Here is a 13,762-nt window from a genome sequence, read left to right on the forward strand (position 1 = left end):
ATCGTGGTGGTGTGGTGCGGGAAACGGGGCAATGGTCATGAGTATCGGGGAGCGGTTGAGCGACGTCGGTTACGCGGCGGGCTGGCGGCTGGTGCGGGCGCTGCCCGAGGCGACGGCGCGGCGGCTCTTCGACGCGGGCGCGGATCGGGTCGCGGGCAAGGCGAACCGGGCGTTCCGGGCCGGCGGCGAGCCGAATCAGCTGCGGCGCAATCTCGCTCGGGTGATCGGCGGCACGCCCGCGGACGTGCCGGACGAGCTGATCCAGGCGAGTGTCCGGTCCTACGCGCGGTACTGGCGCGAGGCGTTCCGGCTGCCGTCGATGGACCACGAGGCGATCGGTCAGCTTGTCCTGGAAGGGAAGTCGCATCTGGAGGCGGCGCTGGCGGCCGGCCGCGGGGCGGTCCTGGTGTTGCCGCACTCGGGGAACTGGGACATGGCGGGGGTGTGGCTGGTGCAGAATCACGGCACCTTCGCGACCGTCGCGGAGCGGCTGAAGCCGGAGTCGCTGTACAAGCGATTCGTCGCCTACCGGGAAAGCCTCGGCTTCGAGGTGGTGCCGCTGACCGGCGCCGACCAGCCGCCGTTCGTGCAGTTGGCGAAGCGGTTGCGGGAGAACAAGGCGATCTGCCTGATGGGGGAGCGCGACCTGACCGGTCGGGGGGTGCCCGTCACCTTCTTCGGCGAGCCCACCTGGTTGCCCGCCGGCGCGGCCAAGCTGGCCATCGAGACCGGTGCGCCGTTGCTGCCGGTGCACACCTGGTTCACCGGCGATGGCGCGGAGGGCTGGGGGATGAAAGTCGAACCGGCCATTGATGTTTCGGGCGGTGTCGCGGCGGCCACGCAGGAGCTGGCGGACCGGTTCGCGGCGAATATCGCCGCGTATCCGGCGGATTGGCACATGCTGCAACCGATGTGGGAAAGCGATCTGTCCGCGGAGCGGCTGGCCCGGATCGCGGCCGCGCAGCCACATCTGCCCGAGTCCGGCGCGGATTCGGTTGATACGACGGCTCATTCGGACGGGGCTCCATGAAGATCGGCATGGTCTGTCCGTACTCGTTCGACGTCCCCGGTGGGGTGCAGGCGCATGTGGTCGAGCTGGCGCGGGTTTTCATCGAACGCGGGCACCGGGTGAGCGTGCTCGCACCCGCGTCGGAGGAAACGCGGCTGCCCGATTTCGTGGTGTCGGCCGGGCGCGCGGTCGCGATTCCGTACAACGGATCGGTGGCGCGGCTGTCCTTCGGGCCCATGGCCTACACCAGGATTCGCCGGTGGATCGACGGCAACGACTTCGACGTGCTGCACATCCACGAGCCGAATGCGCCGAGCCTGTCGATGCTCGCGCTGAAGATCGCCGAGGGGCCGATCGTCGCCACCTTCCACACCTCGACCACGAAGTCGTTGATACTCAGCACCTTTCAGGGGGTGCTGCGGCCCTATCACGAGAAGATCAGCGGGCGGATCGCCGTCTCCGAGCTGGCCCGGCGCTGGCAGGTGGAGGCGCTCGGGTCCGACGCGGTGGAGATTCCGAACGGGGTCGACGTGCCCGCGTTCGCGCGGGCGCCGATGCTGCCCGGGTATCCGCGGGCGGGCAAGACCGTGCTGTTCCTCGGCCGCTACGACGAGCCGCGCAAGGGGATGGACGTGCTGCTCGGCGCGCTGCCCGAGCTGGTGCGCAAGCACAAGGAGCTGGAGGTGCTCATCGTCGGGCGCGGCGACGAGGACCGGCTGCGGCGGGAAGCGGGCGCGCTCGCCGGGCATCTGCGTTTCCTCGGGCAGGTCTCGGATGCGGAGAAGGCCTCGGCCATGCGCAGCGCGGACGTGTACGTCGCGCCCAATCTCGGCGGCGAGAGCTTCGGCATCATCCTGATCGAGGCGATGGCGGCCGGAACCGCCGTGGTGGCAAGCGAATTGGATGCCTTCCGGCGGGTGCTGCGCGACGGCACGGCTGGTGCGCTGGTGCCGGTCGGTGATTCGGCGGCGCTGGCGCGGGCCATCGACGAGGTGCTCACCGACGACCGTCGCCGGGCCGCGCTGGTGGAGACCGCGACCCAGGTGGTCGGCGAGTACGACTGGCCGGTGGTGGCCGAACAGATCCTGCGCGTCTACGAGACGGTGACCGTCGGCGACACCAGGGTGCGGGCCGCCGGATGATCACCTTCTCCGCGACCACGGTTCTCGTACTCGCGCTGATCGCGGCGGTCATCGTCGCGATCGGCATCTGGGCCTACTCCACAGCCAACCGGCTCGACCGGCTGCACGTGCGTTCCGATCAGTCCTGGCAGGCGTTGGACGCGGCGCTGGCCCGGCGGGCGGTGGTGGCTCGGTCGGTCGCGATGGCGATCGCCGATCCGGTGGCCGATCCGGCGCTGGCCGATCAGGGCAAAGTGCTTGCGCTGCTGGCCGATCGGGCCGAACGCGTGGCCAGGGCCGATCGGGAGACCGTAGAAAACCAGCTCTCCGGGGCACTTTCGACGATCGACATCGAGAAATTGCGCCCGCAGATGGTGGCCGAGCTGGCCGACGCGGAGGCGCGGGTGCTCATCGCGCGCCGCTTCCACAACGACGCCGTGCGCGACACCCTCGCGCTGCGCACCCGGCGGTCGGTGCGCATCCTGCACCTCGGCGGCACCGCGCCGCTGCCCACCTACTTCGAGATCACCGAGCGGGCCAATCCGGCCGCGTCCACCGGGCTCACCGTCGACACCACCCGCACCACCGCGCGCATCGTGCTGTTCGACGAGCAGGACCGCACGCTGCTGATGCGCGGCAACGACCCGAAGACGCCGGATATCTCGTTCTGGTTCACCGTCGGCGGTGGCGTGGACCCGGGGGAGTCGCTGCGCGATGCCGCCGTGCGCGAGCTGTACGAGGAGACCGGGCACAAGGCCGACCCGGACAGCCTGCGTGGCCCGATCTGGCGTCGGGTCGCGGTGTTCCCCTTCGACGGTGACCTGATCCGCTCCGAGGAGCTGTTCTTCGCCCTGCGCGTGCGCGGCTACGAACCGCAGGCCACCAACCTGACCACCATCGAACGCCGCTCGATCACCGGCAACAAATGGTGCACCGTCGAGGACATCGTCCGGCTGGACCGCTCCGGCGAAACCGTCTATCCGTACGACCTCGATCAACTCCTGCCCGAAGCCGCCGCGGCCGCGTCCGGAGTCGCGCATCCCGAGGTCCGCTCGATCCGCTGACGCACGTGTGATGTGTTTCACTATCGTGCTACGGTCGCGACTGGATCCACGCGGGCTGGGTAGTGCTTTTCGCAAGGCACTCGGATTTCGGTGCCGCGGCCCCCACGCGTCGTGGGGGAAATGCTCGGTGTGCGGAGGTACGTAGTACATGTCCTACCTGTTGTTCGATTTCCTGCTGCCGCTCATCGGTCCCGCCGCCGCCGAGTACTGGGCCCAGTTGCTGGTGGTCGGCCCGCTCTGAGTCGCCGCCGGAAGTTAGCGGGGACGGTGAAACCGCCCCGCTGCCCGGCGAATCCGCTTCCGTGGCCCGGCCGACCGGTCCAGTGCGGCACGCCGACGGGCAGAGCCCCTGGTAGGTGACAAGGCCAGTCATCTCCGACTGGCTATCAAGTGGCCTGGGTGGCCCGCCTAGAATTGGGTCGATTCAATCCCTTGCGACCCCGATTGGCGCAGATGACCCAGGAGTTTGCCGTGACGACGCCCGAGACCACCCAGACCATCGGCACCGCCCGCGTGAAGCGCGGCATGGCCGAGATGCTGAAGGGCGGGGTGATCATGGATGTGGTCACCGCCGACCAGGCCAAGATCGCCGAAGACGCCGGCGCGGTCGCGGTGATGGCGCTGGAGCGGGTGCCCGCCGACATCCGCGCGCAGGGCGGCGTGTCCCGGATGAGCGACCCGGACATGATCGACGGCATCATCTCCGCCGTCTCCATCCCGGTCATGGCGAAGGCGCGCATCGGCCACTTCGTGGAGGCGCAGATCCTGCAGAGCCTGGGCGTCGACTACATCGACGAGTCCGAGGTGCTCACCCCCGCCGACTACGCCAACCACATCGAGAAGTGGAACTTCACCGTTCCCTTCGTCTGTGGCGCGACCAACCTCGGTGAGGCCCTGCGCCGAATCACCGAGGGCGCGGCCATGATTCGCTCGAAGGGCGAGGCAGGCACCGGCGACGTGTCCAACGCGACCACGCACATGCGCAAGATCCGCGGCGAGATCCGCCGGCTGTCCTCGCTGCCCGCCGACGAGCTGTTCGTCGCCGCCAAGGAGCTGCAGGCGCCCTACGAGCTGGTCCGCGAGGTCGCCGAGACCGGCAAGCTGCCCGTCGTGTTGTTCACCGCCGGCGGCATCGCCACCCCCGCCGACGCCGCGATGATGATGCAGCTCGGCGCCGAAGGTGTGTTCGTCGGCTCCGGCATCTTCAAGTCCGGTAACCCCGCCGAGCGCGCCGCCGCGATCGTCAAGGCGACCACCTTCCACGACGACCCCGATGTGCTCGCGAAGGTTTCGCGTGGACTGGGCGAGGCCATGGTCGGCATCAACGTCGAGGAACTGCCGGTCGATCACCGGCTGGCCGAGCGCGGTTGGTGAATTCCCGCCCTACCGGGGCGGTTTGAGTTTATTTGAGCAAACGGGACATGGTGGCGGCGCAGTGCGCCCGCGGTCATGTCCCGTTTGATGTGAACGGGTGTGGGTGATCGTGGAATTGCGACAGTTGCGGTACTTCGTCGTGCTGGCGGAGGAGTTGCATTTCCGGCGGGCGGCGGAGCGGTTGTTCATTTCCACGCCGACGCTCAGTCAGCAGATCAAGGTGCTGGAGCGGGAGATGGGTGGGGCGTTGCTCACTCGGGATCCGCGGGTTGAGTTGACGGCGGCGGGGGAGGTGTTGTTCCGGACCGGGCGCGAGGTGTTGCGGTCGGTGGATGCGGCGGTGCGGGAGACGCGGCGCGCGTCTGCGGAGGGTGCCACGGTGCTTCGGTTCGGGTTGCTGAACGGCGTACCTCCTTGGCTCCCTTCACGAATCGAAGAATTGCTGCCGGCCGGCACTCGCATGGTGCTCACCGGGGGAACCACCGCGGATCAGGTTCGGCTGCTCGACGACGACGAGGTCGATCTGGCGCTCGTCCGCGCCCCGGTCGCACTGCCTGACCGCTTCGCCCAACAGCCGGTCGCCCGCGACGAACTCGGTGTGCTGATGTCCTCCTCCCACCCATTCGCTCATTCCGCCGAGATCGCCCCTGCTGACCTCACCGACCAGGAATTAATCCTGTTCGCCAAAGAATCCGCCCCCGGCCTCCACGACGAACTACTCCACACCCTGCACGCCCGAGGCGCCCACATCCGACTCAGCGAAAGCGCCATGGGCCACGCCCAAATGCTCGCCGTCCTCCCATCCCGCCCCGACCTGATCGGCCTGAGCACCTCCCGCCCCGCGGACCAGCCAGGTCTTGCTTGGCGTCCGCTCCGAGGTGGACCCGTCGAAGTCACCTACGCCGCCATCTGGCGCGTACCTATCCGAAATCCGGCCGTACGCGCCCTGGTCGAGGCACTGCCCGCCAGTATTGAGTTTCGGGCAGCCACCGATCGAACCTGACTCTTCTCCGGACCTCACCATCGTCTTACTGTTCTCACAATTGTGCTGGGTAGCTTGACGTTTCGATGCATGTGGACCACTGCGCTGGTTGCTCGTGCCGCATCACTGTCGATGTATCAGCCGAAACGTAAAGGACGAGCAGTTGAAGCTTCGTAAGACCGGACGCATGGCGATCGCCGGCTTGGCCGTGGTTGCCGCACTGGGCCTGACGGCCTGCGGTAGCGATGACAAGTCGGATTCGCCGAAGCCTTCCCGCACGTCGACCAGCACGACTGCCAACGCGAACACGCCTGCGCCGCCGACCGTCGACGAACTGAACGCGCTGCTGCAGAAGGCGCTGGATCCGGCGGTGCCCAGCGCGGAGAAGCTGGACCTCGTGCAGGGCATCGAGGCCGACCCGGAACTGCCCAACCGGCTCGCCGAGGCGTTCAAGCAGGCGAACGCCAAGGCCGACATCACCGGGGTGACCGTCTTCGGCGAATCCGTCAGCGCCCAAGGGAAATTCACCGTCAACGGCCAGGAGAACGTGGTCGACGTGCCATTCGTCCTCGACGGCGGCAAGTGGAAGGTCCAGAAGTCCTGGGCCTGCGGCGCGCTCGCCAACCTCAACCAGCAGTCGCCCGCCTGCACCAGCTGAGCCTGGCGTTCGGCACGCAGCCGCACGCCTCCTGATTTCCCGCACCGAGAATTGCATGCGATTTCGGTGCACGAAATCAAGAGGCGTGCGGCTCTCGGGTCCGACCTGCGATGTTAGTGCCGCGCTAACGCGAATTCGATAGCGCGACATGGACACTCGGCCAGTGCGATGGTCGGGTGGAGGCATGACAGTTAGCACAGCAGCAGAACAGGTCGTCATCGTCGGCGGCAGCTCCGGCATGGGTTTGGCGTTGGCCGCCGCGCTCGTGACGGAGGGCGCGGAGGTCATCATCGCCGGGCGCTCCGCCGAGCGGCTCGCCGCCGCGGAACGCACATTGCCGGAGGGGCCGGGCAAGGTGCGGTCGCTCGTCACGGACATCACCAGCGAGGCCGATATCGAGCGGTTGTTCACCGAGGTCGGCGTGGTCGACCACGTGGTGACCACCGCGGTCGACGCCGAGGGCGTGTACCAGCCCATCGCCTCCTTCGACGTAGATCTGGCGCGAAAGACCTTGGCCGCCAAACTCATCGGCCCCGCCCTCCTCGCCAAGCACGCCCGCATCACCCCCGGCGGTTCGCTCACCTTCACCTCCGGCATCGCCGCCTACCGCCCCAGCCCGGGCTCCTCGATCGTCGCCGCCGCCAACGGCGCCCTCGAATCCCTCGCCTACGCCCTGGCCGTCGAACTCGGCCCCACCCGCGTCAACGTCGTCTCCCCGGGCTGGATCGACACCCCGATCTGGGACATCATCGCCGGCCCCGCCAAAACCGAACGCCACCAACAACTTTCCGCCCGCCTCCCCGTCGGCCGCATCGGCCACCCCACCGAAATAGCCCAAGCCATGCTCGCCGTAATGCACAACCCCTTCATCACCGGCACCGTCCTACACGCCGACGGCGGCCACCGCCTCGTCTAGTCCCGCGCGTGACAGACGTCGAGCGGTCGCAGTGGGTTGGTCAGGGGCACGGGAAGTGGGTGGATAGGCTGGCGCACAAGGCTTTTAGGGCGGCGGGGGTGTGGCGGCGGGTTTCTACGAATAGGTAGCCGGGGATGGGGGAGGCCTGGTCCAGGGGGCGGTGGGTGACGATGATCAGGTCGTTTTCGAAGATCACCGGTCCTACGAGTGGTCCGAGGCCCTGATGTTTGGCGCAGATGGCGCATTCGCTCCCCATTCGGTCACATTAGCGATGGACGACGGGGCATGGCTTGGGGAAATCGTGAGCAGGGCGGGGTTGGTGCATTTATACATATGGTTACGTGGATATGCGCATTTATCTATTGGACTCCTCCGCGTGTATCGGGAACGCCGCTGACTAAAAGAAGCAAGGAGGAGGAGCTAGTCGGTGATACGGAGGGCTGGGCGGTCGGGATGGTCCCAGCGGGCGAAGAAGGTTGGGGTGGTGGAGGTTTCGGTGTCGAGCAGGGCGGGGATGGTCCAGTGGTCTTCGGGTGGGGTTGTTCGGCGGAGGGCTTGTTCGGACAGGTCGAGGCGGACGGACAGGTCGAACTCGAGGTAGTGGTCGAGCAGCATGGGGCCGGCGATGACGAGGACGGTGTCGGCAGCGGCGGGTCGGATGGTGGCGCGGGCCGAGCGATCGGTGGCCTCGTCCCAGAGCGCAGGGAGCCACCGGCCCTCCTTGTGCAGGGCGTCGATGACCTCGCGGCGGAGTGCCTCGTAGTCGAACCAGGCAGTGCGATAGGACAGGTCGTCGCGGCCGAACTCGACGCGCAGCGATGCCGGACGAACGTAATCGTGCAGCGAGACCACCTCGGCGGGGCGGCCGGTGTCGCGCAACGCGACGGCGGTCCGATGAGCGAGATCGACGGGACGGGCCGCGTCGGCACCGTCGACGGCGATCACTCGATGGCCGGGCATCGCACGGACACGCTCGACGAGACGTTCGACGAGAGCGTCCTGGGTGATTGGAACGAACTGTGGCACTGGTCAATCAGAGCAAACCAAGGGGAGGTCCCCTGTCGGCGGCATCCGCGAAGGTAGCTGGAGTCGGTCGCGCTCAGCTATCTCGCCGCGCAACCGACCGGGACCGGAACCCCATTGCCGGCAGATCACCCGACGGCCGAGGACGACCGCGACCGCGTGGCGAGTTAATCTCAGCCCATGGCGACAATCGAAGAGGCGCTGGAGATAGAGCGGCTCGAGCGCGACATCTTCCGTGGGGCGTCCACGAAGACTCAGCTTCCGCGCACGTTCGGCGGACAGGTTGCCGGCCAGGCGCTGGTGTCGGCGGTGCGCACGGTCGAGCAGCGGTATCAGGTGCATTCGCTGCACGGATACTTCCTGCGCCCGGGCAACCCGGACGAGCCGACGGTGTATCTCGTCGAACGGATCAGGGACGGCCGCTCGTTCTGTACCCGCCGGGTGACCGGTGTGCAGGACGGTCAGGCGATATTCACCATGTCGGCGTCGTTCCACACCGGCGACGAGGGCCCGGAGCATCAGGACGAGATGCCGCCGGTGCAACCGCCGGACGATCTTCCGGACGCGAGCACCACGATGAGCCCGGAACGGCTGTGGGCGATGCGCGAGTGGGAGCACTGGGATATCCGCACGGTCCCGCAGGACCAGGTGGCCCGCCGCGACGGCGTGGTCTCGCAGCAGCAAGTGTGGTTCCGCTACCGGCACCCGCTGCCCGACGACCCGCTGTTCCACGTCTGCACGCTGGCCTACATGAGCGACATGACGCTGCTCGGTTCGTCCAAGGTGATCCATCCCGACGAGCAGACGCAGAACGCGTCCCTCGATCACGCGATGTGGTTCCTGCGCCCGTTCCGCGCCGACGACTGGCTGCTCTACGACCAGGCCTCGCCGTCGGCCGGCTTCGGTCGCGCGCTCACCGGCGGAAAGATCTTCAACCGTGAAGGTCAGCTCGTCGCGGCGGTGGTCCAGGAGGGCCTGATCCGCAACCTCCGCGACTGAGATTTGTCGACCGCAGTGGTGTGCGTGTGGCCGACGCACACCACCGCGGCCGCCTGAATTCGGTTCAGGCTCTATCCCACCTGGACGCGCAGGTGGCAGACCACGGTGTCGGTCATCCGGCGCAGCACGCGTTCGAGCTCGTCGCTGCGATGGCTGGGCAGGACGCGGTTCCAGCCGACCGGCGGGTCGACCTCGGCGATCACGACGACCTTGCGCCGCCCCTCGAAGTTGTCCTGTACGTAGCGCGCGACCGGCCCGCCGACCGTGGCGTCGCTGTCCTCGAGCAACACCAGCCGCACGTCCGGATGCCAGGCCTCCCAGGCCTTGGTGAACGCCTTGACCGACTCGCCGGGCAGGCAAACATGCACCGCGACAACGTCTTTGCCGATGGACAGCGCCGCGGACAACGCCTCGCAACTCAGGTCGGAGACCTCGGACACCGGCACCACGATGACGGCGTCACGCGGCCGCGGCGGCGGCGGTACCTCGTCGGAGCGCCGGAACGCGCCGATCTTGCCGTAGGTGTCGCGAATTCGTTCCATCCCGACCACCAGCAGCGGCAGGATCACCACGATCAACCAGGCGCCCTCGGTGAATTTCATTGCGGTGGTGACGATTGCGGCGACGAAGGTGAGCAACGCGCCGAATCCGTTGAGCGCCATCCGCCATCGCCAACCGGAGGTCTTGGCCAGCAACCAATGCCGCACCATGCCGACCTGCGCGATGGTGAACCCGACGAACACCCCGATCGCGAACAGCGGGACCAGCGCGTTCATATTGCCGTTCGCGCCGATCAGCAGCACACCCGCCGCGATGGCGAGGGTCAGCACACCGTACCGATACACCTGCCGCGGCGAGCTGACCGCGAACCGATGCGGCAGGCAGTTGTCGTCGGCGAGAATCTTGGTGAGCGTCGGCAGGCCACCGTAGGAGGTGTTGGCGGCTAGTGCCAGCAGCACGACGGTCGCGAATTGCACGACGTAGTAACCGATTCCGTGCCCGAGTGCGGCCTCGGTCAACTGCGACAACACCGTCGTGCCGTCGATCGGATGCACCTCGAACTTCTCGATCAGCAACGCGAGCCCGATCAACATCACCCCGAGCAACGCCCCCAGCGCCACCTCGGCCCGTTGCGCGCGAACGACTTTCGGCGCCTCGAAGCTCGGCACCGCATTCGCGATCGCCTCCACGCCGGTCAACGCGGCACACCCACTGGAGAAAGCCTTGAGCAGCAACAGAACTCCGACGGTGTGCGCGTCCAGCACCGTCGCGGCACCCTGGCTGACGCTCGCGGGTTCGGACCGCACCAAACCCGCGATGATCACCGTGAAGATTCCCAGGACGAACACCACGGTCGGCACCATGAACGCCCGCGCACTCTCGGTGATCCCGAGCAGATTCAACGCCGTGATACCCACCAGAATCGCCACGCACAACCACACCGTGTACGGCAGCAACGCCGGAAACGCCGAGGTCAGCGCCGCGACGCCGGCCGCGATCGACACCGCGACGTTCAGCACGTAGTCGATGATCAACGAGGCCGCGGCGGTCAAACTGGTCCGATGCCCGAGGTGTGCCTTGGCCACCGCATACGCCCCGCCACCGTTCGGGAACGCCGCGATCACCTGCCGATACGAGGCAACCAGCACCGCCAGCAACGCGGCGATGGCCAACGTCACCGGCAGCGTCAGCCCGAGCCCGGCCCCGCCGGCCGCGGCCAGCACCAGCACGATCGCCTCGGGACCGTAGGAAACCGACGCCATCGCGTCGAGGGAAAGTCCCGCCAATCCGGTCGGCACGGTCAGCCCCTTGCGGACCCGGACACCATTCGCCCCTCCGCGCGGCGCGGGGACCTTACGCGGCAACACAGCTATCACCCTCAGAGTGTCGACCCGTTGCGCGCGGTTGGACCCTGCCGTTGACGGAACCCTGACGGAGACCGTGAGCAGGCCCACACCGCGACGGCTCGTAAACTTTCCGACGTGAACGCTTCCCCGGTCGCCGCACCCGCCGCCGCCGACCTCGCGCAGGCCCCCAGCATCGGCGTGCTGGCCCTACAGGGCGACGTGCGCGAGCACATCGCGGCCCTCGCGCACTGCGGCGCCGAACCCGTGCTGGTCCGGCGCGCGGCCGAGCTGGCCGCGGTCGACGCGCTGGTGCTGCCCGGCGGCGAATCGACCGCCATCAGCAAGCTGCTGGAGGTCTTCGAACTGCTCGAACCGCTGCGCGCGCGACTGCGAGATGGCATGCCCGCCTTCGGTTCCTGTGCGGGCATGATCCTGCTGGCCGACGAGGTGCTCGACACCCGGCCGGACGCGCAGCACCTGTCCGGCATCGATATGACGGTGCGCCGCAACGCCTTCGGCCGTCAGGTCGACTCGTTCGAGGTCGACCTGGACTTCACCGGGCTCGACGACGGACCGATGCGCGCGGTGTTCATCCGGGCGCCCTGGGTGGAGCGGGTCGGCGACGGCGTCGAGGTGCTCGCGACCGTGCCCGACGGACCGTTCGCCGGGCGCATTGTGGCAGTGCGACAAGGCAACGTGCTGGCGACGTCGTTCCACCCGGAGGTCACCGGCGATCTGCGCGTGCACCGGATGTTCGTGGACCTGGTCCGGGACGCGTAGTTCACGCGCCGTTCAGGCCGCCGCGACCGGCCGAGTAGGCTGGAGAAGTTGTCCGTCCGGCCGGGCCGGTACGGTACACACCACCAAACGTGCCATCGACCTGAAGGAAGTAGGGAATGAGCGGCCACTCCAAATGGGCCACCACCAAGCACAAGAAGGCGGGGATCGACGCCAAGCGTGGCAAGCTCTTCGCCAAGTTGATCAAGAACATCGAGGTGGCGGCCCGCACGGGTGGCAGTGACCCCGGCGGCAACCCGACGCTCTACGACGCCATCCAGAAGGCGAAGAAGTCGTCGGTGCCCAACGACAACATCGAGCGTGCCCGCAAGCGCGGCGGCGGTGAAGAAGCCGGCGGCGCCGACTGGCAGACCATCATGTACGAGGGCTACGGCCCGAATGGTGTCGCGGTGCTGATCGAGTGCTTGACCGACAACCGCAACCGCGCCGCGGGCGAGGTCCGGGTCGCGATGACCCGCAACGGCGGCAACATGGCCGACCCGGGTTCGGTGTCGTACCTGTTCCACCGCAAGGGTGTCGTGACGCTGGACAAGAACGGCCTGTCCGAGGACGACGTCCTGATGGCCGTGCTCGACGCGGGCGCCGAGGAGGTCAACGACCTCGGTGATTCGTTCGAGATCATCAGCGACCCGAGCGACCTGATCCCGGTGCGCAAGGCGTTGCAGGCCGCCGAAATCGATTACGACTCCGCCGAATCCGGCTTCCAGCCGTCGGTGTCGGTCGAGGTCGACGCCGACGGCGCGCGCAAGGTGATCAAGCTGGTCGACGCGCTCGAGGACAGCGACGATGTGCAGAACGTGTACACCAACGTCGACATCTCCGACGAGGTCCTGGCGCAGCTGGACGACTAGTCCGGCAGCGTTTCGTAGTACTCCTTCATGAAGGGGTAGTAGTCGTTCCACTCGGGGCGGTCCGCGTCAGCGCGGGCCGCCCCGAGTGCGTCCAGGTAGTACTCCCAGCCGGGGCCGACCTCGGCGATCGGCGCCTCGGGCTCGAGATGGTGGGTGAAGACGAGTTCGGTGACGCCGTCGGTTTCGGTGAGTACCGCTTCCAGATGCCAGCTGCCGTAGCTGTCCTTGGTGGTGATCGCGAGCCGCGTCGGTGGTTCGCACGCGTCGATGTGGGCGTCGCACCACGGCGCGCCCTCTTCGTGCACCATCTGCACCTTGATGTTCTGGCCGGTACCGGCCTCGCCTTCCCACGGGCCGAACCAGCGTGCGGTGCGGTCGGATTCGGTGACGCTGGCCCACACGTCCTCGATCGGCGCGCGGTAGGTCCGGGTCAGGATCAGGTCGCGTTTTCCGTCGGTGCGGTCCAGGCGGCCGGTGGGGCGCAGGGTCATCCGGTGTTCTCCTTCGGGTTCCGGTCGGCCGGTGCGGCGCGGTGCTCGCGGCGCGTCCGGTAGACCTCGGTTTCGAGTGCGTCGAGCCGGTGCTCCCACGCGGTGCTGGTGTCGAAGCGCGCGATCCAGTCGGCGAGTGCGGTGAGCGGCGCCGGATCGAGCACGTAATACCGCTGCCTGCCGATGAGTTCGTCGTGCACCAGGCCGCTTTCGCGCAGCACCCGCAGGTGCCTGCTGATCGCGGGCCTGCTGATCTCGAACTGCCCGGCGATCTCACCCGCGGTGAGCCGGGCTCCGCGCAGCAGGGTCAAGATCTCCCGCCGCACCGGATCGGCGATCGCGTTCGCCACTTCGTCCACCCGGAAAGCGTAACCAAGTGGTTACGCTTTTGTCCATGGGTTGCCCACAGTTCCCTGGACGATTCAGGGGAAGGCGGCCGGTCGATGATCCGACCGGCCGCACAGGACGATTATTCGCGCGTCACTTCGGGAGCTCGGTCCGGCTGGACCACTCGTAAACACGCAACCGCCCCTCCGGGGTGTCCTTCTCCTTGCGGGTCACCTTGAAGTGCTCGTAACCACCCTTGAACGGGACTTTCAGTTCGATCCCCGGCGGGGTGATGGGAACGA

At 67.7% G+C, this 13,762-nt stretch carries 15 protein-coding genes; 10 read left to right on the top strand and 5 right to left on the bottom strand.

All coding sequences use genetic code 11. The features are described from left to right. The first annotated feature begins 37 nt into the window (after positions 1–37). From AB0M22_RS05920 to AB0M22_RS05950, 7 genes are all read left to right on the top strand, one after another. The gene (locus AB0M22_RS05920; RefSeq protein ID WP_364721544.1) at positions 38–1,030 is read left to right on the top strand and encodes a phosphatidylinositol mannoside acyltransferase; all 993 of its coding nucleotides are present in this window, start codon (positions 38–40) and stop codon (positions 1,028–1,030) included. Next, positions 1,027–2,151, top strand: coding sequence for a glycosyltransferase family 4 protein (locus AB0M22_RS05925; protein ID WP_364721546.1), 1,125 nt, complete (start codon positions 1,027–1,029; stop codon positions 2,149–2,151). Before AB0M22_RS05920 ends, AB0M22_RS05925 begins: the two co-directional genes overlap by 4 nt. Continuing rightward, positions 2,151–3,194: an NUDIX domain-containing protein gene (locus tag AB0M22_RS05930; protein WP_364721708.1), complete on the top strand. Its 1,044-nt coding sequence runs from the start codon at positions 2,151–2,153 to the stop codon at positions 3,192–3,194. The genes AB0M22_RS05925 and AB0M22_RS05930 overlap by 1 nt, the downstream gene beginning before the upstream one ends. Before the next feature lie 471 nt (positions 3,195–3,665). Then, complete coding sequence (gene pdxS, locus AB0M22_RS05935) at positions 3,666–4,568, top strand: pyridoxal 5'-phosphate synthase lyase subunit PdxS (protein ID WP_364721548.1); 903 nt, start codon at positions 3,666–3,668, stop codon at positions 4,566–4,568. Between the two features lie 109 nt (positions 4,569–4,677). Further along, a complete protein-coding gene (locus AB0M22_RS05940; RefSeq protein WP_364721550.1) occupies positions 4,678–5,571 on the top strand; it encodes a LysR family transcriptional regulator in 894 nt (297 codons plus the stop codon). A gap of 142 nt (positions 5,572–5,713) precedes the next feature. Continuing rightward, complete coding sequence (locus AB0M22_RS05945; protein ID WP_364721552.1) at positions 5,714–6,208, top strand: hypothetical protein; 495 nt, start codon at positions 5,714–5,716, stop codon at positions 6,206–6,208. A gap of 184 nt (positions 6,209–6,392) precedes the next feature. After that, complete coding sequence (locus tag AB0M22_RS05950) at positions 6,393–7,124, top strand: SDR family oxidoreductase (protein WP_364721554.1); 732 nt, start codon at positions 6,393–6,395, stop codon at positions 7,122–7,124. Positions 7,125–7,544: 420 nt separating this feature from the next. Here the strand turns inward: AB0M22_RS05950 and AB0M22_RS05955 are convergent, their stop codons facing one another. Next, positions 7,545–8,084 carry a hypothetical protein gene (locus AB0M22_RS05955; RefSeq protein ID WP_364721556.1) on the bottom strand — a complete coding sequence of 180 codons (540 nt, stop codon included), beginning with the start codon at positions 8,082–8,084 and terminating at the stop codon, positions 7,545–7,547. Between the two features lie 243 nt (positions 8,085–8,327). Here AB0M22_RS05955 and AB0M22_RS05960 point away from each other — a divergent pair, with 243 nt between their 5' ends. Next, complete coding sequence (locus tag AB0M22_RS05960; RefSeq protein WP_364721558.1) at positions 8,328–9,146, top strand: acyl-CoA thioesterase II; 819 nt, start codon at positions 8,328–8,330, stop codon at positions 9,144–9,146. Positions 9,147–9,217: 71 nt separating this feature from the next. Here AB0M22_RS05960 and AB0M22_RS05965 read toward each other — a convergent pair whose 3' ends face one another. Continuing rightward, complete coding sequence (locus tag AB0M22_RS05965; RefSeq protein WP_364721710.1) at positions 9,218–10,909, bottom strand: APC family permease; 1,692 nt, start codon at positions 10,907–10,909, stop codon at positions 9,218–9,220. Positions 10,910–11,128: 219 nt separating this feature from the next. Between AB0M22_RS05965 and pdxT the strand changes: the two genes are divergently transcribed. Further along, complete coding sequence (pdxT, locus tag AB0M22_RS05970) at positions 11,129–11,773, top strand: pyridoxal 5'-phosphate synthase glutaminase subunit PdxT (RefSeq protein ID WP_364721560.1); 645 nt, start codon at positions 11,129–11,131, stop codon at positions 11,771–11,773. Positions 11,774–11,889: 116 nt separating this feature from the next. After that, positions 11,890–12,642 carry a YebC/PmpR family DNA-binding transcriptional regulator gene (locus tag AB0M22_RS05975; protein ID WP_364721562.1) on the top strand — a complete coding sequence of 251 codons (753 nt, stop codon included), beginning with the start codon at positions 11,890–11,892 and terminating at the stop codon, positions 12,640–12,642. Here the strand turns inward: AB0M22_RS05975 and AB0M22_RS05980 are convergent. The 3 genes from AB0M22_RS05980 to AB0M22_RS05990 form a co-directional block, all read right to left on the bottom strand. Further along, positions 12,639–13,133, bottom strand: a complete 495-nt coding sequence (locus AB0M22_RS05980) for an SRPBCC family protein (RefSeq protein ID WP_364721564.1) — start codon at positions 13,131–13,133, stop codon at positions 12,639–12,641. The genes AB0M22_RS05975 and AB0M22_RS05980 overlap by 4 nt on opposite strands. Beyond that, on the bottom strand, positions 13,130–13,492 hold the full coding sequence (locus AB0M22_RS05985; RefSeq protein WP_364721566.1) for a metalloregulator ArsR/SmtB family transcription factor: 363 nt from the start codon (positions 13,490–13,492) through the stop codon (positions 13,130–13,132). Before AB0M22_RS05985 ends, AB0M22_RS05980 begins: the two co-directional genes overlap by 4 nt. A gap of 121 nt (positions 13,493–13,613) precedes the next feature. Beyond that, the gene (locus tag AB0M22_RS05990) at positions 13,614–13,754 is read right to left on the bottom strand and encodes a DUF5988 family protein (RefSeq protein ID WP_364721712.1); all 141 of its coding nucleotides are present in this window, start codon (positions 13,752–13,754) and stop codon (positions 13,614–13,616) included. Between the last annotated feature and the right edge of the window lie 8 nt (positions 13,755–13,762).

This window comes from Nocardia sp. NPDC051756, from assembly GCF_040681495.1.
GTDB lineage: Bacteria > Actinomycetota > Actinomycetes > Mycobacteriales > Mycobacteriaceae > Nocardia.

Excerpts from the sequence above, each read along its gene's own strand:
- AB0M22_RS05960 (WP_364721558.1), top strand. The coding sequence starts at position 8,328 with ATGGCGACAATCGAAGAGGCGCTGGAGATAGAGCGGCTCGAGCGCGAC.
- AB0M22_RS05975 (WP_364721562.1), top strand. The coding sequence starts at position 11,890 with ATGAGCGGCCACTCCAAATGGGCCACCACCAAGCACAAGAAGGCGGGG.
- AB0M22_RS05955 (WP_364721556.1), bottom strand. The coding sequence starts at position 8,084 with ATGCCCGGCCATCGAGTGATCGCCGTCGACGGTGCCGACGCGGCCCGT.
- AB0M22_RS05920 (WP_364721544.1), top strand. The coding sequence starts at position 38 with ATGAGTATCGGGGAGCGGTTGAGCGACGTCGGTTACGCGGCGGGCTGG.
- AB0M22_RS05965 (WP_364721710.1), bottom strand. The coding sequence starts at position 10,909 with ATGGCGTCGGTTTCCTACGGTCCCGAGGCGATCGTGCTGGTGCTGGCC.
- AB0M22_RS05925 (WP_364721546.1), top strand. The coding sequence starts at position 1,027 with ATGAAGATCGGCATGGTCTGTCCGTACTCGTTCGACGTCCCCGGTGGG.
- AB0M22_RS05950 (WP_364721554.1), top strand. The coding sequence starts at position 6,393 with ATGACAGTTAGCACAGCAGCAGAACAGGTCGTCATCGTCGGCGGCAGC.
- AB0M22_RS05980 (WP_364721564.1), bottom strand. The coding sequence starts at position 13,133 with ATGACCCTGCGCCCCACCGGCCGCCTGGACCGCACCGACGGAAAACGC.